Origin of the sequence: Citrobacter sp. Cpo069, assembly GCF_030332785.1 — a bacterium.
Taxonomy (GTDB): domain Bacteria; phylum Pseudomonadota; class Gammaproteobacteria; order Enterobacterales; family Enterobacteriaceae; genus Citrobacter; species Citrobacter portucalensis.
Genome location: NZ_JAOWHD010000063.1, coordinates 39,081 through 56,989, shown reverse-complemented (window position 1 = coordinate 56,989; position 17,909 = coordinate 39,081). Strand labels below are relative to the sequence as shown.

16 protein-coding genes are annotated in these 17,909 nt (G+C 54.2%); 10 read left to right on the top strand and 6 right to left on the bottom strand.

The window, feature by feature from the left end:
• Positions 1-243 precede the first annotated feature (243 nt).
• From OGY08_RS22945 to ybbA, 3 genes are all read right to left on the bottom strand, one after another.
• On the bottom strand, positions 244-1,377 hold the full coding sequence (locus tag OGY08_RS22945) for a porin (protein WP_048214766.1): 1,134 nt from the start codon (positions 1,375-1,377) through the stop codon (positions 244-246).
• 186 nt (positions 1,378-1,563) lie between these two features.
• The gene (ybbP, locus tag OGY08_RS22940) at positions 1,564-3,978 is read right to left on the bottom strand and encodes a putative ABC transporter permease subunit YbbP (RefSeq protein ID WP_125362865.1); all 2,415 of its coding nucleotides are present in this window, start codon (positions 3,976-3,978) and stop codon (positions 1,564-1,566) included.
• Positions 3,975-4,661, bottom strand: coding sequence for a putative ABC transporter ATP-binding protein YbbA (gene ybbA / locus OGY08_RS22935; protein WP_008783992.1), 687 nt, complete (start codon positions 4,659-4,661; stop codon positions 3,975-3,977). The genes ybbP and ybbA overlap by 4 nt, the downstream gene beginning before the upstream one ends.
• Between ybbA and tesA the strand changes: the two genes are divergently transcribed.
• From tesA to OGY08_RS22920, 3 genes are read left to right on the top strand one after another with little or no spacing between them, the layout of a single operon-like run.
• Entirely contained in the window at positions 4,632-5,255 is a 624-nt protein-coding gene (gene tesA, locus OGY08_RS22930) for a multifunctional acyl-CoA thioesterase I/protease I/lysophospholipase L1 (RefSeq protein WP_032932667.1), read from the top strand. The two genes, ybbA and tesA, sit on opposite strands and share 30 nt — an antisense overlap.
• 28 nt (positions 5,256-5,283) lie before the next feature.
• Positions 5,284-6,054: an SDR family oxidoreductase gene (locus tag OGY08_RS22925; protein WP_032942576.1), complete on the top strand. Its 771-nt coding sequence runs from the start codon at positions 5,284-5,286 to the stop codon at positions 6,052-6,054.
• A 58-nt stretch (positions 6,055-6,112) separates the two neighbouring features.
• Positions 6,113-6,967: a co-chaperone YbbN gene (locus tag OGY08_RS22920; RefSeq protein WP_048226259.1), complete on the top strand. Its 855-nt coding sequence runs from the start codon at positions 6,113-6,115 to the stop codon at positions 6,965-6,967.
• Between the two features lie 105 nt (positions 6,968-7,072).
• Here the strand turns inward: OGY08_RS22920 and fetB are convergent, their stop codons facing one another.
• Both fetB and fetA read right to left on the bottom strand, forming a co-directional pair.
• Positions 7,073-7,852, bottom strand: a complete 780-nt coding sequence (fetB, locus tag OGY08_RS22915; protein WP_008783989.1) for an iron efflux ABC transporter permease subunit FetB — start codon at positions 7,850-7,852, stop codon at positions 7,073-7,075.
• Positions 7,839-8,516 carry an iron efflux ABC transporter ATP-binding subunit FetA gene (fetA, locus tag OGY08_RS22910; RefSeq protein WP_057067790.1) on the bottom strand — a complete coding sequence of 226 codons (678 nt, stop codon included), beginning with the start codon at positions 8,514-8,516 and terminating at the stop codon, positions 7,839-7,841. The genes fetB and fetA overlap by 14 nt, the downstream gene beginning before the upstream one ends.
• Positions 8,517-8,649: 133 nt before the next feature.
• Between fetA and OGY08_RS22905 the strand changes: the two genes are divergently transcribed.
• Genes OGY08_RS22905 through OGY08_RS22890 form a run of 4 tightly spaced genes read left to right on the top strand, consistent with a single transcriptional unit; the run spans position 8,650 to position 12,872 of the window.
• Positions 8,650-9,567, top strand: coding sequence for an SPFH domain-containing protein (locus OGY08_RS22905; RefSeq protein ID WP_003831073.1), 918 nt, complete (start codon positions 8,650-8,652; stop codon positions 9,565-9,567).
• On the top strand, positions 9,564-10,022 hold the full coding sequence (locus OGY08_RS22900) for an NfeD family protein (protein ID WP_048235951.1): 459 nt from the start codon (positions 9,564-9,566) through the stop codon (positions 10,020-10,022). Before OGY08_RS22905 ends, OGY08_RS22900 begins: the two co-directional genes overlap by 4 nt.
• A gap of 19 nt (positions 10,023-10,041) precedes the next feature.
• Entirely contained in the window at positions 10,042-12,186 is a 2,145-nt protein-coding gene (locus tag OGY08_RS22895; protein ID WP_125362864.1) for a PA5441 family protein, read from the top strand.
• Positions 12,156-12,872, top strand: coding sequence for a DUF3142 domain-containing protein (locus OGY08_RS22890; protein WP_125362863.1), 717 nt, complete (start codon positions 12,156-12,158; stop codon positions 12,870-12,872). The genes OGY08_RS22895 and OGY08_RS22890 overlap by 31 nt, the downstream gene beginning before the upstream one ends.
• Here the strand turns inward: OGY08_RS22890 and cueR are convergent.
• Entirely contained in the window at positions 12,869-13,279 is a 411-nt protein-coding gene (gene cueR, locus OGY08_RS22885) for a Cu(I)-responsive transcriptional regulator (RefSeq protein WP_048214774.1), read from the bottom strand. The two genes, OGY08_RS22890 and cueR, sit on opposite strands and share 4 nt — an antisense overlap.
• Positions 13,280-13,569: 290 nt before the next feature.
• On the opposite strand from cueR, the gene OGY08_RS22880 reads away from it, so the two are divergent.
• The 3 genes from OGY08_RS22880 to hutW are packed head-to-tail and all read left to right on the top strand — an operon-like array spanning position 13,570 to position 17,897.
• Positions 13,570-15,714: a TonB-dependent receptor plug domain-containing protein gene (locus OGY08_RS22880; RefSeq protein ID WP_100272827.1), complete on the top strand. Its 2,145-nt coding sequence runs from the start codon at positions 13,570-13,572 to the stop codon at positions 15,712-15,714.
• Between the two features lie 2 nt (positions 15,715-15,716).
• Positions 15,717-16,541 (top strand): heme/hemin ABC transporter substrate-binding protein, encoded by an 825-nt coding sequence (locus tag OGY08_RS22875; protein WP_125362861.1) that lies wholly within the window; start codon positions 15,717-15,719, stop codon positions 16,539-16,541.
• Positions 16,542-16,559: 18 nt separating this feature from the next.
• A complete protein-coding gene (hutW, locus tag OGY08_RS22870; protein ID WP_111465977.1) occupies positions 16,560-17,897 on the top strand; it encodes a heme anaerobic degradation radical SAM methyltransferase ChuW/HutW in 1,338 nt (445 codons plus the stop codon).
• Positions 17,898-17,909: the final 12 nt, after the last annotated feature.

Genomic DNA, 17,909 nt, shown 5'->3' with positions numbered 1-17,909 from the left:
TTGTGGTGTCATGTCTCACGCCGTTCTTGCGACGTTGTTCTTGTTGGCCCGTTAACAGGCTGATTGTTAACATGACACAGATCACAACCTGCTGTCCTTGAAATTATTTCATGATGTTGCAGAGTATGTTTTTAAATGAAAGAAGGTATGAAAAAGCCGGATGTCGGCACAAGTGCCTTATCCGGCCTACAACAGCTTTCTTAGGCCCGATAAGCGCAAGCGTATCGGGCGGCAGGCGTTCGATTAGAAGTCGTAACGCAGACGAACCAGGTTCATGTCACCCAGATTGTCGGTGCTGGAGGTAAAGACGTGTTCGTAATCAACACGGAAACCGTAATCCAGCTGGAAGCTGATCCCCACGCCGTTGTCGGTACGCAGATAGTTACGGCCATTCACGTACTCAATACGGTCGCCCATAAAGTAAGGCTGAACGGATTTCAGCGCATACTGACCCACCGGGAAGGTGTAACCGGCGAAGTATTCCAGACCCCAGGCGTCACCGGCAAAGTAGTCGTTAACAGAGACTTTTTTGGTGGTCATGAAGTTTTGATACCAACCGCCGCCCATCGAGAAGGTCCAGTTGTCCGGTTTCCAGCTCAGCGCGGTACCGACGATGTTTTGATCGTAGGTTTTGCTGGTGTTGCCACGCATTTCCGCGCGAGTGTAGTTCCACGCCGTACCCCAGGTCAGGTCATCGGTAATGTGATAATCCACACCCAGTGAGCCGCCGCCTTTACGCTTGTAGCGCAGACCGTTGTTCGGGTTGTAATCATCGCTGAACAAATAAGATGCATAGAGATCAACATCCCCCACCGTTTTCTTATACTTCAGAGATTTACGTGTACGATAGGAACCGTCATAGTCGCCATTGATACCGTTACCTGGCGCCTGACCGATCATATCGTAGTCCCAGATATCCGTTTTCGCCCCGACCACGTCATAGTAAATGCTGTTCTGTTGACCGAAGGTCAGCGTACCCCAGGTTGCACTCTTCAGACCGGTGTACAGCATACGACGCGTGGTATCGTTGGCACCGTCAGCGTAGTGGTTATCCCAGTTGAACATCGCCGGGAAGTTAACGCCCAGCTCGTAGTAGCTCACCCAACTGATATCATCAAACAGATAGTAGTCAGCGGCGAAGCGGAAACGTGTACCGCCATCGAAGCCATTACGTTTGTAGCCATTCTTACCATCGTCACCGGCCATATTCTGGAACTGCGGACGAATACTGCCGCCGACGGTGAAGTTAAGACGGCTCAGCGGGTTGCCCGCCTGCGGATCTTGTTTCAGGACCGTGATTTCCGCCTGTGAAGCGAAAGTCGTTAATGCCACTGCTGCGCCGATCGATACCGCCAGCGCTGTTTTTTTTATAGTCATTATTTATACCTTGATAGATAGCCTGCCAATTATTCAGCACACAAATATTAACGTTTATTAATACTCTCGTGTTGTTGGGTTTTTATTGTTCTGTGCTGTTAAATATCAAGGAGTTATCAATTTGTGCTACATAGAAAAAAAGACGCACCGATTTTAAAACCGGTGCGTAATCATCACGAATATGAATTAACTACTGAACTGACGGAACAGCGCTTTACCTTTTAGCAGACGTGAACCGAGCCATCCGCCGCATAAAGAGAGCAGCAATGCTCCACTAAATGGTAATACTACCCACAGTCGCCAGTCTGGCTCCCACGGGAAATCAAACACTTTGGTTTGCAGTACCGCCAACGCTGTTTCCGCACCGATGGCCGCCACCAGTCCGGCAACCATCCCGAGCATGGCGAACTCGCACCACAGCGTGGTACGCAGCAGCTTCTTACCTGCTCCCAGCGTGCGCCAGACCACCAACTCCTGATGACGCTGACGCATCCCGACCTGGACCTGCGCCAATAGCAGCAGCATGCCACAGGCGGTGACCAGTACCACCATCACCTCCAGTGCGCGGCTCACCTGATCCAGCACCTGGCTCACCTGTTTGAGGATGGCGCCAATATCCAGCAGGCTGATGGTCGGGAATTCGCGGTTAAGCTGCGTTAGCATGCCGTTGCCGTTCTCCCAGCGAAAGCTGGTTAACCAGCTTTGCGGCTGAGCATCCAGCGCGCCGGAGGGGAAGATAAAGAAGAAGTTGGGCCGCAGGCTTTCCCAGTCCACTTTGCGCAGACTGCTGACCGTGGCGCTGAAATCCTGGGTATCGCCCATAAAAGTCACCCGATCGCCGAGTTTGACGTTCAGCCGTTTCGCTAACCCCTCTTCCATCGACACTTCGCCCGCTTTTGGCGGCCAGCTTCCGGCGGTTATCGGGTTATGATCCGGTCGGGTATCCTGCCAGGTCAGGTTAAGCTCGCGGTTCAGCGCCTCATCCTGATTGCCTTCGGTCGGCTTCTCATTGATAGCCGTCAGACGCGCCCGCACAATCGGATAGAACGATTCCGGGATCACCTGATGCTCGGACAGGAAAGCCTTCAGCGAAACCACCTGCTCGGTGGCAATGTTGATCAGGAAATAGTTCGGACTTTCCGGCGGCATTTGCTGCTGCCAGCGGTCGAGCAGATCGCCGCGCAGCACCAGTAACAACGCCAGCAGCATAAAGGAAAGCGAAAATGCCGATAGCTGGCTGAGCGTTGACCACGGCTGGCGTAACAGTCGACTGACCGCCAAACGCAGCGGCAGTGAGGAGAGCGTCAGACCACGCAGCACGTTGAGCAGCATCCAGCCGAGCACCCCGCACAACAGCGCCAGTACCACCGCACCAGCCAGTACCGCCCACAGCAGTGGACTTCCGCCCATCAGTCCAGCAAGCAGTGCAATCACGACTATCACGACCACCGGCAAATAAAACTTCAGGGGCCAGACGTTTGCCACCACGTCACGGCGCAGCACCCGCAGCGGCTGCGTTGCCAGCAGCAGGCGGTAAGGGCGTAACCCCACCAATAGCGAAATCACCGTCATGGTGCCTAGTGCCCATAACCACGGCCAGGAGCTGGCAGGCGGTAGTTCTCCAGGCAGAACCGGCTTGAGCAGCAGCACCAGCACGCGCTCGAATAACAGTCCGAATAGTCCGCCGGTCACGCCAGACAGCGCCAGCACCATCAGCCATTGACCAACAATCAGCCTGCGCAGTTGCGCTCTGCCCGCACCGAGCGTTTTCAGAATAGCCACCAGATCGTAACGGCTGCGGCAATAATGGCTCATAGCCACGGCAACCGCGGCGACCGCCAGCAACAGCGTTAACAGCGCCGACAGCAGCAAGAACTGTTGCGAACGCTCAAGTGATTTCCCCAGCGCCCCTTCATCCTGCTCCAGCCCATACCAGCGCTGTTCAGGCTTTAACTGTGGCAGCAGCCACTTTTCATAGGCTTCCAGTTGCGATGGCGTCCCGCCAAATTTATAGCGCCAGGTCACGCGGCTTCCCGGCTGGACCGCCGCCGTTTTTTCGACATCCGCCATGTTCATCATCAGACGCGGTGCTATCTGGAACGGATTAAAACCAGAGTCCGGCTCCTGCACCACCTCCCCGGCAATGCTCAGCGTGGCATCGCCAACGTCGATGGAATCACCGACTTTTAAGTTGAGTAGCGCCATCAGACGTGGGGCCAGCAGCACCGAGCCCGGCTGCGGTTTCAGTCCCGGCGGGTTGGTTTGCAGCGTGCCGTACATCGGATACACATCATCTACCGCTTTGACGTTCGCCAGCTGCGGCGTATCCCGGGCAAAAGTCATGGTGGCAAAGGTGAGCTGTTCGCCCACCTTCAGGCCACGCTGTCGCGCCTCGTCAATCCACGCTTTCGGCACGGTACGCGAACTTTGTAGCGACCGATCGCCCGCCATAAACTCACGGCTTTGCTGGCTCAGCCCTTTTTCCATACGATCGCTGATATTGCCCAGCGCCAGCACACAAGCTACCGCCAGGCTCAGCGCCAGCCAGACAATCAGTAGTGAAGGCGAGCGCCATTCGCGCCAGAACCAGCGTGCAATCATGCCTCCTCCTGCAACTGTCCATTCACCAGACGTAAGCGCCTGTCGCAACGCGCCGCCAACTGCGGGTCATGCGTCACCAGAATCAGGGTGGTGCCGTGTTCCCGGTTCAGAGAAAACAGCAGGTCGGCTATTTTGTCTCCGGTCTGGCGATCGAGATTGCCCGTTGGTTCATCGGCAAACAGCACGTCAGGGCGACCGTTAAAGGCCCGCGCCAGCGCCACGCGCTGCTGCTCCCCGCCGGAAAGCTGGGCCGGAAGATGATCGAGACGTTTTCCCAGCCCAAGTTGCTCGAGCAGCGTTTTTGCCCCGTCGCGGCTTTTTCCGCTATTTTCGCCGCGCAACAGCGCGGGCAGTTCGACGTTTTCCAGCGCGTTGAGGGTCGGAATTAACATGAATGACTGGAAGACAAAACCCACGTGCCGCGCCCGCAGCTGCGCCCGGGCTTCTTCGTCCATGGTGTGCAGCGCCTGCCCCACCAGGCTGACTTCACCGCTGGTGCCATCGTCAAGCCCGGCGAGAATCGCCAGCAGCGTGGATTTCCCCGATCCCGACTCGCCAATCAACGCAATGGTCTCGGCGCGTTTGACAACCAGTTCAACTCCGGTAAGGATGGATAGCTCATGATCACCCTGACCGACGGATTTCTTAAGATGATGAACTTCAACAATGTTTTCCGCTGGCATTGGCCTTTCCTGTTCCTGGTCCTGTTAACTTTCCGCGCCGCCGCAGCGGACACGTTATTAATTCTGGGTGACAGCCTGAGCGCCGGATACCGAATGTCCGCCAGCGCCGCGTGGCCTGCGCTACTTAATGATAAATGGCAAACCAAAACGCCGGTGGTGAATGCCAGCATTAGCGGCGACACCTCGCAGCAAGGTCTGGCCCGTCTGCCAGCATTACTCAAGCAGCACCAGCCGCGTTGGGTACTGGTCGAACTTGGCGGCAACGACGGCCTGCGCGGCTTCGCACCTGCGCAAACCGAACAAACCCTGCGCACGATTCTGCAGGACGTAAAAGCGGCAAATGCCGAACCACTGCTGATGCAAATTCGTCTGCCGGCAAACTACGGTCGCCGTTATAATGAAACCTTTAGCGCGATTTATCCAAAGCTCGCCAAAGAGTTTGATATTCCTCTGCTGCCTTTTTTTATGGAAGAGGTTTATCTGAAACCCCAGTGGATGCAGGATGATGGTATTCATCCTAACCGTGACGCCCAGCCGTTTATCGCCGACTGGATGGCGCAACATCTCACACCTCTAGTAAATCACGACTCGTAAAACAACGGAGATCCTGACAGGTAAAGTTATGCAAAAATCGGTCTTAATAACAGGATGTTCCAGCGGAATCGGTCTGGAAAGCGCGCTTGAGCTAAAGCGCCAGGGTTTTCAAATTCTGGCAGGCTGCCGCAAACCTGACGATGTCGCGCGTATGAACAGTATGGGATTCACCGGCGTATTGCTGGATCTGGATTCACCCGAAAGCGTGGATCGTGCCGCCGATGAAGTGATCGCCCTGACCGATAATCGTTTATATGGGATCTTTAACAACGCCGGATACGGTGTCTATGGTCCCCTGTCCACCATCAGCCGCGAACAGATGGAACAGCAGTTTTCCGCCAACTTCTTTGGCGCACATCAGCTTACCATGCGCCTGTTACCTGCCATGTTACCCCACGGCGAAGGGCGCATCGTGATGACCTCCTCGGTAATGGGATTGATCTCAACGCCGGGACGCGGCGCCTATGCCGCCAGCAAATATGCACTGGAAGCCTGGTCCGACGCACTGCGTATGGAACTGCGCCACAGCGGGATTAAGATCAGCCTGATTGAACCCGGCCCCATCCGTACCCGCTTTACCGAAAACGTCAACCAGACCCAGAGCGATGCTCCCGTTGAAAATCCCGGCATTGCCGCGCGTTTTACGCTGGGACCAGAAGCGGTTGTCGCCAAAGTGCGTCATGCGTTTGAGAGCGATAAACCAAAGCTACGTTATCCGGTTACGCTGGTGACCTGGGCAGTGATGCTGCTTAAACGCCTGTTGCCAGGCCGCATAATGGACAAAATTTTACAGGGTTGAGTTGAAGCTCGCGCGTCAGCCCCCATGTAACAAGAAATCGACAAAAGAGAGTAACTCCATGTCCACACAGAATATTGTTAACATTAACGAATCGAACCTACAGCAGACCCTCGAACAGTCGATGACCACGCCGGTCCTGTTCTATTTTTGGTCTGAGCGCAGCCAGCATTGTCTGCAATTAACGCCGGTACTGGAGAGCCTTGCCGCCCAGTATAACGGTCAGTTTATTCTCGCTAAGCTGGACTGCGACGCCGAGCAGATGATCGCCTCCCAATTTGGTCTGCGCGCGATCCCTACGGTTTATCTGTTCCAGAACGGCCAGCCGGTAGATGGATTCCAGGGTCCGCAACCGGAAGAGGTTATTCGCGCGCTGCTGGAGAAAGTGCTGCCGAGCGAAGAAGAGCTGAAAGCACGCCAGGCTATCGAATTCATCGAAGCCGGTAATCACGCGGATGCGCTGCCGCTGCTGAAAGAAGCCTGGCAGATCTCCAACCAGAGCAGCGAAATCGGTCTGCTGCTGGCGGAAACGCAAATCGCCCTGAACCGTTCTGACGAAGCCGAAGCGGTGCTGAAAACCATTCCGTTGCAGGATCAGGACACCCGCTATCAAGGGCTTATCGCACAGATCGAACTGCTGAAGCAGGCCGCTGATACACCGGAAATCCAACAGTTGCAGCAGCAGGTCGCCAGCAATCCACAGGATGCGGCGCTGGCAACGCAGTTGGCTATTCAATTGCACCAGGTCGGGCGCAACGAGGAATCGCTGGAATTACTGTTCAGCCACCTGAAGAAAGATCTTACGGCTGCCGATGGTCAGGCACGTAAGACTTTCCAGGAGATCCTTGCCGCACTGGGTACCGGTGATGCGCTGGCCTCGAAGTATCGCCGCCAGCTGTACGCGCTGTTGTACTAATTGGTTCATCATGCCCGATGGCGCTACGCTTATCGGGCTTACAAACACAACCAACACCTCATTCCCGTCGGCCGGATATGGCGGTAGCCGCCATACGGCATCACATCACGGTTTCTTTAATGGCGTTACCACTAATTGGTGACGTGAGTTATAGAATTTTCGATAGGTTAAGTAGCAGGCGATAATGGTCGACAGGCTGGCGGTCGAAAGCAGCATAAACGTCACCATAATCTGATACTTAATTGCTTTTACCGGGTCAATACCTGCAAAGATCAGTCCTGACATCATTCCCGGTAAACTCACCAGTCCTACGGTCTTCGCTGAATCAATCGTCGGGATCAGCGAGGCGCGAATGCTGTCGCGAATAAGCGGTGCAGAAGCCACCTTCGGCGTTGCGCCGAGGCTGAGTTTTTCCTGAATTTGCTGCTGCTCGCTGTTAAACCGCTGCCCCAAATTGTTGTAACACAGCCCCACCGCCACCATCGCATTGCCTGCAATCATGCCGGAGATCGGGATGACCTGCATCGGCGTGAACTCGATAGAGCCTGAAAGAACCAGCACCGAAAGCGTTAGCCCCGCTCCCACCGTAATAGCAATAAACGACGAGAGAAAAGCTTTATCAATATATTTACTGCGTTTTTGCGCGTTATAGGCCGCGTTAAAGCAGATAAACAGCACCATCAATAAGGTCAGAATGCTATGGTTGACGCCGAAAATATATTTCAGCACGTAGCCCACGATAATAAGCTGAACCACTGCCCGGCAAACGCTCCAGAGAATATCTTTTTCCAGCGCCAGCTTTTCTTTGTTGCTGATCAGTATCGCGACCACCACCAGCATCATCGCTAACGCCAGGGATTCATTGGTAATATTATGCTCGTTCATTACTTACTTCCTGCATTTCACCGGCGTGCGGTTGAAGGGTTATGACGTTATCCGCATGATCAATTTCATCTTTGTCATGCGTCACCCACAGCACAGCAATATTCTTATCGCGAACATAGTGGTGAATTAATTCGTTCACATTACGCTTGTTGGATTCATCCAGCGCGCTGGTGATTTCATCAAGCAGCAGAATTTTCGGCAGAAACTGCAAATTACGAATTAACGAGACGCGCTGCTTTTCGCCGCCGGATAGCTCATTGATATTTTTTTTGAGGATCGTCTCGGGTAACTCAAAGCGGGCCAGATCGGCCAGAAACACATCCGGATCCGGACGTTTGTCGCGAATTTGCCAGGGGAAAATGAGATTGTCGTAAACGGTGTCACCAAACAAAGCGGGCGTTTGCGCGCAATAAGAGACCTGCTGGCGATAAGCTTCAGGCTTAAGCGTTGATATCTCCTTACCCTCAAAAAGGATTTCACCAGAACTCGGGCTAATTAACGACGCGACTATCTTGAGTAACGTACTTTTACCGCAGCCGGACTGGCCGGTAATCAGCTTAAATTCTCCGGCGTGGAGATCAAAACAGATGTTATTAAGAACCTGCGTCGCCCCTGCCTGCCATGCGACATTTTTTAACTGAAGCAGAATGCTGCTTTCTTCCATTACCAATCCCTTTTTACATCTTTCGTGCAGATAGTCTATCCCTGTAATTTATTATAGGGGAGCCCACCTTGATAAATCGGGTATAATTTGACTAATGAGGCAGTAAAGGACAGCACAACAGGAGGTTTCATCAATGCTCATTTTTATTCCTATTCTTATTTTTGTCGCGCTGGTGATCGTCGGCGCAGGCGTCAAAATCGTCCCGCAGGGATATCAGTGGACGGTAGAGCGTTTTGGCCGTTACACCAAAACCCTGCAACCGGGTTTAAGCCTTGTTGTACCGTTCATGGACCGCATTGGTCGTAAGATCAATATGATGGAACAGGTGCTTGATATCCCCTCTCAGGAAGTCATCTCCAAAGATAACGCCAACGTCTCGATTGATGCTGTATGCTTTATTCAGGTAATCGACGCGCCGAAAGCCGCGTATGAAGTCAGCAACCTGGAACTGGCGATCATCAACCTGACCATGACCAACATTCGTACTGTTCTCGGCTCGATGGAGCTCGATGAAATGCTCTCCCAGCGTGACAACATCAACACGCGCCTGCTGCATATTGTTGATGAGGCCACCAATCCCTGGGGCATCAAAATCACCCGTATTGAGATTCGTGACGTGCGTCCACCGGCGGAACTGATTGACGCCATGAACGCGCAGATGAAAGCCGAACGTACCAAGCGCGCCTACATTCTGGAAGCCGAAGGGATCCGCCAGGCGGAAATCGTCAAGGCCGAAGGTGAGAAGCAGTCGAAAATCCTCATCGCGGAAGGTGAACGTCAGTCCGCATTTTTACAGGCTGAAGCGCGTGAACGTTCCGCAGAAGCAGAAGCCCGCGCAACACAGATGGTGTCTGAAGCCATTGCCGCCGGGGATATTCAGGCCGTGAACTACTTCGTGGCACAGAAATACACCGAAGCGCTGCAGCATATCGGCTCGTCGAATAACAGCAAAGTGGTGATGATGCCGCTGGATGCCAGCAGCCTGATGGGCTCCATTGCCGGGATCGCCGAACTGGTTAAGGACAGCGCCAGCGAGCGGAAAAAATCATGATAGCGATGATTCTGGTGCACCCGCATATCTTCTGGCTCAGCCTCGGTGGTCTGTTACTGGCCGCCGAGATGCTGGGCGGCAACGGCTATCTGCTGTGGAGTGGCGTGGCAGCGGTGATTACCGGTCTGGTCATCTGGCTCGTTCCACTAGACTGGGCGTGGCAGGGGGCGATGTTCGCCGCCCTCACCCTGCTGGCGGCCTGGCTGTGGTGGAAGTGGCTGGCAAGACGCGTTCAGGAGCAGCAGCCAGCCGACAGCCATCTTAACCAACGTGGACAACAGTTAGTTGGCCGTCGATTTACTCTGGAAACTAACCTGGTCAATGGCCGGGGACATATGCGCGTCGGCGACAGCTCCTGGCCCGTTAGCGCCCGCGATGATTTGAGCGCCGGAACGCAGGTTGAAGTCATTGCCGTTGAGGGAATCACCCTGATTATAAAAGCGGTATCACACTAAAGAGACAGGAAATAAGACTATGGTCAGGAAGACATCCCTTGCCTTTGCCCTTTGCACATTGCTGACCGCCGCCCCGCAGGCATTCGCTTCGTTCGATATGGAAGACTGCAAATGGAGCGACGACAGCTGTCTACTAAAGGGAACGCCGACCTTTAACCCTGAAAACGACAGCCGCGACAATCTGCTGCGGCTGCTGAGCCAGGAAAAATCATTTGCTCTGCCGGTGCAATCAATGCCCGCAGACATCACCCGCTCCCGTGATTTCTATTTTGCCTATCACCCGCAATGGGATGAGGCTGCCCCGCAAACAGCGGCAGCTCAGGCATCCGCCGCGGACAGTCCTCTCTCCCGACAGATGGCCGAGCTGAACATTAGCGCCGACGAAATAAACATCAATGACGCTGAGCTAGAGAACCGTCATGTTTCGAATAACGCCGAGAGCGTTAGCGCCTTTTTTGCCGCGCTGTTGGCCGATTCCACATTAACAGCGGAACAGCGTCAGGCTTTAGCCCAGGCGCGTACGGGACTGCTTTCTGGGGCAACCCGCGAGCAAATTGAGTCTTCTCTTGCCACCTTGGCGGCAGATTCTCCTGCGCTGCCCTATAAAAGCTATCTGGCAGCAGCCGCCAGTTTCTATGCCGGTGATTATGCCAGTGCCGAACGGGATTTCACTGAGCTTGCCAAAAGCGATCGTCCGTGGCTGGCAGAGACCGCGCAATACATGCTGATGCGCACGGCGTTGAACAAGAGCAGTCAGAACAGTGTGGGCGAGTACGGCGATTTTGATATTGCGAAAATTAACCGCGAGGATGCCACTCAGGCTCAAGAGTTGGCGCAGGCCTATCTGCAGCGTTTTCCCCAAGGACTCTACGCTGACTCTTCACGAGGCATGTTGCGTCGCATCAACTGGTATTTACAGTCATGGCCGCAGCTGGCCGGGTTGTATGAACAGACGCTGAAGCAGTCGGCTGACGCACAGCAACTGCGCGAAAATGTCATCGAATACGATAATGTCTATGGCATGGCGTTCTACGACCAGTCCGTCGTTGAGGCCTTCCCCGACGCGCCGCGAGTCAGCTATATCGAACTGCTACGCGCGCTGCGCCTGGATAACAACAGCAAACCCACGCTGACGCAGGCACAGCTCGACGCCAGCAAACCGGTGTTTGAACAGAGCCAAAAACTGCCGCTATGGCGCGATCTGCAACTGAATCTGTGGCTGGCAACGGGCAACTACGCGGCAATTATTCAGGCAGTTACGCCAGCGCAGAAACTTGCCGCTCACGATACTCTCGCCTTCAGCGAACAGGTACTTTACGGCGAAGCACTAATGGGTCAGAAGAAATGGGCCGAGGCGCGCAATTTCTGGCAGCAGTTGTTAAAACTCAGCCAGGATAACGAACAGCAGCAATATGTACAGGCTAAGCTTGCCGCCACGCTGGTGTATAGCGGCGACGTGGCAGCGGTTTTCGCACCGAATAGCGCGGTGACCAACCTGCGCTTTCGTTCGCAGGTACTGAAAACGCAGGCCACACCAGAACTGCTGCGCCAGCAGGCCGTTCATGGCCCGAATAACGAAGAGCGTACCATTGCGTTGCATACGCTGCTGGTGCGGGATCTTACAGATAATCGTTTTGGCGACTGGCTTACTGACAGAAAACGGGCCAGCGCGATTACATCACCGGTCATTGGCGAAGCGTTTGATGACGTTAACCTGAGCATATTCGACTGGAATGGCAACACGGCGCAGGCGGGTTATACGTGCCGCAGCCTCAATGAAACGGTAACGGTATTGAGCAAAAAAGCGGATGATGCTCACGCGCTGAACTGCCTTGGCGAATTCTTCCGCACCACGCAAACACATGTTGATCTGTGGAAAAACAGCGCTGGCAACGATGTGCTTGAATCAGCTATCTCGCGCAAGAAACCGTTCGGCCAGTTCGACAGACAGAGCTACTACCAGCAGGTAATCACCTCACCCACCGCGGAAGTCGAAGATAAGAGCTTCGCGCTGTATCGCGCCATCATGTGCTATGCGCCATCAGGCGCTAACGAATGTGGCGGAGAAGACGTGGACAAATTGCAGCGTAAGGGCTGGTTCACCCAACTGAAAACGCAGTATCCGGGAAGCCCATGGGCGCAAAAACTCAAATATTACTGGTAACCGCACTGCTTCTCGGCCAGGCACAGGCGGCGGATATCGTCGCCGCCCGTGAACATTCAGCCTTCTGGCTGTGGTCTGGGGTGAAAGCCAGTTACGAGCTGAAAGACGCGCAAACGGTTTATCTGCACCAGGGCGAGGTACTGGTTCGTTCCGGTAACGTGGTGTTCCAGCGCCTCGGACTGCCGGTCAGTCGTCTGTCTTTTCCCTCAATCTGGCTGACCGTACGCTTTACCACCCTCGACGTACCGGAAGAGATCCCGGCGCGTATCATACGGTTGATGCAGCGCTGGCAGATTGCAGGGAATCACGTCGTCGGCCTGCAGGTTGATTTTGACGCTGCGACCCATCAACTGACCGACTACGCCCGCTTTCTGCAGCAACTGCGCCAACAGCTCCCGGCCGAGTTTGCGCTAGGCGTAACCGGACTACTGGATTGGGCAAAAACGGGCGACGTCGCTACGCTGAACGCGTTGGCGGTCGATGAACTGGTGGTGCAAAGCTATCAGGGGCGTCACACGGTGACGAATTATCAGGCGTATCTACCCGCGCTGAGCCGCCTGCGCATTCCATTTAAGCTGGGACTGGTGCAAAACGGTAACCAGGATCCACTGGCTGAAGCGCAGCTTGAGAAATCCCCGTGGTACCGCGGCACGGTGGTGTTTATGCTTAATCCCTCTCGCCGTTAAGCCTTCGCTTTGTGATGACTGCAACCGGAGAGATTATCCATAATCGGACATTCAGCGCTGTCATCGCCAGGGCAACTGTCTGCCAGCGCCAGTAAATGCAAGCGCATGGCCTGCAATTCTCTGATATGCCGCTCAATGTCAGCCACCTTTTCCAGGGTGCGCTTTTTCACATCCGCGCTATGACGCGCCGGATCGTTAAACAGGTTTACCAGCTCGCCGCACTCTTCCAGGTTAAACCCAACCTGCCGCGCCTGACGCAGCAACGTCAGTTCATTCAGATGCTGTTGGTTGTAAGTGCGATAGCCATTGTCACTACGCAGCGGCGGCGTCACCAGTCCTTTCTCTTCATAAAAGCGAATGGCTTTGCTGGTTAAACCGGTTTTTTTCGCAACATCGCTAATATTCACATTTCCCCCGCGGAGCTTGTTGGTGCTGAGCCACATTATAGCCCAGATTGCCGTAATCATTTACCCGAGAAATCTGCACATTATAAGCCAACAAAGAGATGAATAAATCCTTTCTATTCACATTGTTATACCCGATACAGATCACATTTCAGTATTTATTGACCGTACAAAATTGACTCAAATCAAAAGATATATTGATTATGCATCTTTCATATTGAACAAAGGGAAACATTTTTATATACAAATGCGAATGATAATTATGATCATTTACATTTAATAAAGGTTCTCTTATGTTGCCACGGATTAACCAAAGGCCATTTATTCTTTCAGCCCTGACATTATGCATGTCCGGCGCTGCTTCTGCAGCTACCTCTACAACACACGCTTCAACGCCCGACGATGATACGGTGATCGTCACGGCTAACCGCTCTGAAAGTAGTCTCTGGGATAGCCCGGCAACTATTCAGGTTATCGATCGCCAGACGCTGCAAAACTCCACCAGCGTTTCTATTGCTGATGATTTACAAGATATTCCCGGCGTCGAAGTCACCGATAACGCCCTCGCTGGCCGGAAACAAATTCGTATCCGTGGCGAAGCCTCTTCGCGGGTGCTGATTTTGATCGACGGCCAGGTCGTCAGCTACCAGCGCGCCGGGCAAAACTACGGGGCCGGTTTGCTGATTGACGAATCCGCGCTGGAACGGATTGAAGTAGTAAAAGGCCCCTACTCTGTCCTTTACGGTTCGCAGGCGATTGGCGGTGTCGTAAACTTTATTACCAAAAAAGGCGGCGATAAGCCTCTCGGCGGCAGCGTTAAGGCCGTTTATAACTCCGCAACGGCAGGATGGGAAGAATCAGCAGCAGCCTGGGGCAGCATCGGAAACTTTGACTACCGCATCAATGGCAGCTATTCCGACCAGGGGGACCGCGATACACCTGACGGGAGATTGCCCGACACCAATTTCCGTAATAACGGCCAGGGCGTGTGGCTTGGCTACAATTTCGATCGCCATAAAATCGGACTCTCCCTCGATCGTTACAAACTGTCTACTCAAACCTGGTTTGACGATCCAGAGGGCCAGTTCGACGACTTTAGCGTCAAAATACCTAAGCTGGAACGCGAGAAAATCGGTCTTTTCTACGACTACGCGGCTGGCGGGGATTACCTGAAGAAAATCCATGTTGACGCATACACCCAGACAATAGAGCGCAAATTTGAAAACCGGGTCAAAACGACTCAGGTAATCCCCAGCCCGGCGATTAAAGCGCTGACGATAAACAATCAAACCAATACCAACGACAAACAGTATACCCAGGGGGTAACGCTGCAGGGCAATTTCTCCCTTCCCGCGAACAACGAGCTGGTGATTGGCACTCAATATCAGCATGACAAAATCAAACAGGACACGGACGGCAGTACGCGCCAGACCGCAGCTACCGGCTTCTTCGATACGCAAACCCGCACCCTGTCATACAACGAAGCGGAGCAAAGCAACACCTCATTGTTCGCGCAAAACGACTGGCGCTTTGCCGATGACTGGACCTGGACCGTAGGCGCACGCCAGTACTGGCTGTCTTCGAAGCTCAATCGCAACGATACTCAAACCCTGCAAAGCAGCGGCAGCACCTGGCATTCCACCGGGGGAAATTCAGTACACGATGATGAACTGGTGACCTCAACCAGCCTACGCTATTCCGGTTTTAAAGATCTTGAACTCCGGGCAGCATATGCCCAGGGCTATGTTTTCCCCACGCTGACTCAGCTGTTTATGCAGACGTCCGCAGGCGGAAGCGTGACCTACGGCAACCCAAACCTGAAGGCGGAACACTCGAATAACTATGAGCTGGGCGCACGGTATAAAGGGAATATGTGGCTGATTGACGGCGCCATTTATTACTCCGAAGCCAAAGACTATATCGCCAGCCTGGCCTGTTCAGGCCAACCCGTTTGCAGCGGTAATACCACCTCTTCACGGGGCGGCTATTACTACTACGAAAACATCGATCGGGCCAAAACCTGGGGCATGGAACTCACCGCAGAATACAACGGCTGGGCGGTTTCACCTTACCTGAGCGGTAATCTCATTCGCCGTCAGTACGAAGGCAATACCCTAAAAACCTGGGATACCGGCGAACCCACGCTGACCGGGCGTGTCGGCCTGAAACATACCTGGTTGATGAATGTCGCTAACGTGACGTCCGATGCCTTTATCCGCGCGGCGTCCAGCGCTAAAGATAATACCGGCACCACGGAAATCAACTACCCAGGCTGGGCCACACTTAACCTCGCATTCAACACCGAGTTCGGTCCGCAGGACCAGTATCAGGTCAACCTCGCGCTCAACAACCTGACCGATAAGCGTTACAGAACCGCACATGAATCTATTCCAGATGCTGGTTTCAATGCCGCCGTTGGCTTTGCGTGGAATTTCTGACGATGAAAAAACTCATGATTGGCTTACTGAGCCTCGCCTGCGTTTTCAGTGCCCAGTCCGCCGACCGCCTGGTGGTGGCGGGCGGCTCGCTTAGTGAACTGGTATACGCCATGGGCGTCGGCAACCGGGTGGTTGGCGTTGATGAAACCACCTTGTATCCGCCCGAAACTGCCGCACTCCCGCATATCGGCTACTGGAAGCAGTTAAGCAGCGAGGGCATTTTGTCGCTCCATCCGGACAGCTTTATCACCTGGCAGGATGCAGGTCCCCAAATCGTGTTGGATCAGTTGCGGGCGCAAAAGGTTAACGTCGTGACGTTGCCGCGCGTACCGGCCACCGTCGAACAGATGTACGCCAACATTCGAGAACTGGCTACAACACTGCACATTCCTGACCAAGGTGAGGCGCTAGTCAATCGCCTGCAGCAACGTCTGGAGCGTATTAAGCACAGCGTGGCGGCGAAAAACGCGCCGGTCAAAGCCATGTTCATTCTCTCTGCTGGCGGCAGCGCACCTCAGATCGCCGGAAAAGGCAGCGTTGCCGATGCCATTATGACCCTCGCAGGCGCACAAAATGTCGCCACCCATGCGCAGTATAAAAGCTACAGCGCGGAGTCACTGATCGCCGCCAACCCGGAGGTGATCGTGGTGACGTCGCAAATGGTCGATGGCGGTCTGGCTCGCCTGAGCGCGATTGCCGGTATTACCCACACTGCGGCCTGGAAAAACCAGCGCATTGTGGCGGTAGACCAGGCGCTGATTCTGGGAATGGGACCACGCGTCGCCGATGCGGTTGAAGCCCTGCACCAGCAATTCTGGCCTCACTAACTGGATTTATTAAGAAGAATGAAAACTGAACATTCGCTGGATCTCACCGCGCATTTTGCGCTCGAGGGAAGTCAGCCATTTAAGGATCGCCGCGCCACGATGCCCTGGCGTGGGGCGATCCCGGTTGCCAAAGAGCTATTGTCACAGACCTGGCAGGAGGTCATCAACCAGCCAACCCCACCGCGTAAACGGCTGGTGTACTTGCATATTCCTTTTTGTGCAACACATTGTACTTTCTGCGGTTTTTATCAAAACCGATTTGAAGAAGACAACTGCGCCCTCTACACCAACGCGCTGTTGCGCGAAATAGAGATGGAAGCTGATAGCGCATTACATCAGTCGGCCCCCATTCACGCCGTCTATTTTGGCGGCGGTACGCCTTCTGCGCTGTCTGCACAGGACTTGGCCAGAATCATTACCGCGCTGCGTGACAAGCTACCGTTGGCGCCGGACTGCGAAATCACCATTGAGGGACGGGTGCTCAATTTTGACGATGCGCGAATTGATGCCTGCCTTGACGCTGGCGCCAATAGATTTTCAATCGGTATTCAGTCTTTTAACAGCCGAATCCGCAAGAAAATGGCGCGTACTTCGGACGGCCCGACCGCGACGGCCTTTATGCAGGGACTGGTAAAACGAGATCGTGCCGCCGTGGTGTGCGATCTGCTGTTTGGTCTGCCAGGACAAGACGCAAAACTGTGGGGCGAGGATCTGGCGATTGCCCGCGACATCGGCCTCGACGGCGTAGATCTTTATGCGCTGAATCTGATCCCTAATACACCGCTTGGCAAAGCGGTTGAAACCGGGCGCACAACCGTTCCCTCTCCCGCCGAACGCCGCGATCTCTATCTTCAGGGCTGCGATTTCATGGACAGCGCGGGCTGGCGCTGCATCAGCAACAGCCACTGGGCGCGTACCACACGGGAACGCAATCTGTACAACCTGCTGATTAAACAGGGTGCAGACTGTCTGGCATTCGGCTCTGGCGCAGGAGGGTCAGTCAATGGCTATTCCTGGATGGTCGAGCGCAACCTGAATACATGGCATGAATCTATCGCCGCCGGAAAAAAACCGCTAATGATGATGATGCGCACCGCCGAGCGTGGTTTCCAGTGGCGACACACTCTCCAGGCTGGTATTGAGACGGCCCGCGTTCCGCTGGATGAGCTGACGCCTCATGCACAAAAACTGGCCCCGCTACTGACCCAATGGCATCACGCAGGACTGACGCGAGATGCCAGCACCTGTGTACGCCTGACCAATGAAGGGCGTTTTTGGGCGAGCAATATTTTGCAGTCTCTTGATGAACTGATTCAGGAACTTAACGCGCCGCGCATTGCGGTAGAGCAACCATAAAAGGAGTGAATA

Bases quoted from the DNA above. Each gene is read 5' to 3' on its own strand.
- hutW (WP_111465977.1), top strand. From the start codon at position 16,560: ATGAAAACTGAACATTCGCTGGATCTCACCGCGCATTTTGCGCTCGAG.
- ybbP (WP_125362865.1), bottom strand. From the start codon at position 3,978: ATGATTGCACGCTGGTTCTGGCGCGAATGGCGCTCGCCTTCACTACTG.
- OGY08_RS22920 (WP_048226259.1), top strand. From the start codon at position 6,113: ATGTCCACACAGAATATTGTTAACATTAACGAATCGAACCTACAGCAG.
- OGY08_RS22875 (WP_125362861.1), top strand. From the start codon at position 15,717: ATGAAAAAACTCATGATTGGCTTACTGAGCCTCGCCTGCGTTTTCAGT.
- OGY08_RS22905 (WP_003831073.1), top strand. From the start codon at position 8,650: ATGCTCATTTTTATTCCTATTCTTATTTTTGTCGCGCTGGTGATCGTC.
- OGY08_RS22895 (WP_125362864.1), top strand. From the start codon at position 10,042: ATGGTCAGGAAGACATCCCTTGCCTTTGCCCTTTGCACATTGCTGACC.
- tesA (WP_032932667.1), top strand. From the start codon at position 4,632: ATGAACTTCAACAATGTTTTCCGCTGGCATTGGCCTTTCCTGTTCCTG.
- OGY08_RS22925 (WP_032942576.1), top strand. From the start codon at position 5,284: ATGCAAAAATCGGTCTTAATAACAGGATGTTCCAGCGGAATCGGTCTG.
- fetA (WP_057067790.1), bottom strand. From the start codon at position 8,516: ATGGAAGAAAGCAGCATTCTGCTTCAGTTAAAAAATGTCGCATGGCAG.
- OGY08_RS22900 (WP_048235951.1), top strand. From the start codon at position 9,564: ATGATAGCGATGATTCTGGTGCACCCGCATATCTTCTGGCTCAGCCTC.
- ybbA (WP_008783992.1), bottom strand. From the start codon at position 4,661: ATGCCAGCGGAAAACATTGTTGAAGTTCATCATCTTAAGAAATCCGTC.
- OGY08_RS22880 (WP_100272827.1), top strand. From the start codon at position 13,570: ATGTTGCCACGGATTAACCAAAGGCCATTTATTCTTTCAGCCCTGACA.
- OGY08_RS22945 (WP_048214766.1), bottom strand. From the start codon at position 1,377: ATGACTATAAAAAAAACAGCGCTGGCGGTATCGATCGGCGCAGCAGTG.
- fetB (WP_008783989.1), bottom strand. From the start codon at position 7,852: ATGAACGAGCATAATATTACCAATGAATCCCTGGCGTTAGCGATGATG.
- OGY08_RS22890 (WP_125362863.1), top strand. From the start codon at position 12,156: ATGGGCGCAAAAACTCAAATATTACTGGTAACCGCACTGCTTCTCGGC.